Source organism: Halomonas sp. ND22Bw, assembly GCF_003011945.1.
GTDB lineage: Bacteria > Pseudomonadota > Gammaproteobacteria > Pseudomonadales > Halomonadaceae > Halomonas > Halomonas halophila.
In genome coordinates, this window is the sequence record NZ_PXWD01000851.1 from 1 (window position 1) to 273 (window position 273).

The following is a 273-nucleotide window of genomic DNA, read 5'->3' on the forward strand; positions in this document are numbered from 1 at the left end:
TGGGGGCCAGCGGCGTCGGCAAGGATTCCCTGCTCGACGCCGCCCGGGCCCGCCATCCCGACTGGCTGGTGGCGCACCGCTACGTGACCCGCGACGGCGGGGCGTCCGAGAATTCCGTGGCGCTCAGCGCCGCGGAGTTCGCCTCGCGTCGGCGGCTGGGGCTGTTCTGCCTGAGCTGGCGGGCCCACGGCCTGGACTACGGGCTCGGCATCGAGCTCGAGGCCTGGCTGTCCCGGGGCCGGGCGGTGCTGGTCAACGGCAGCCGCCGGGCCC

Annotated in this window: 1 pseudogene; it reads left to right on the top strand. The window is 76.2% G+C overall.

From position 1 onward, the window contains the following. Positions 1–273: pseudogene (locus CVH10_RS20555) on the top strand (ribose 1,5-bisphosphokinase); the annotation flags it as partial.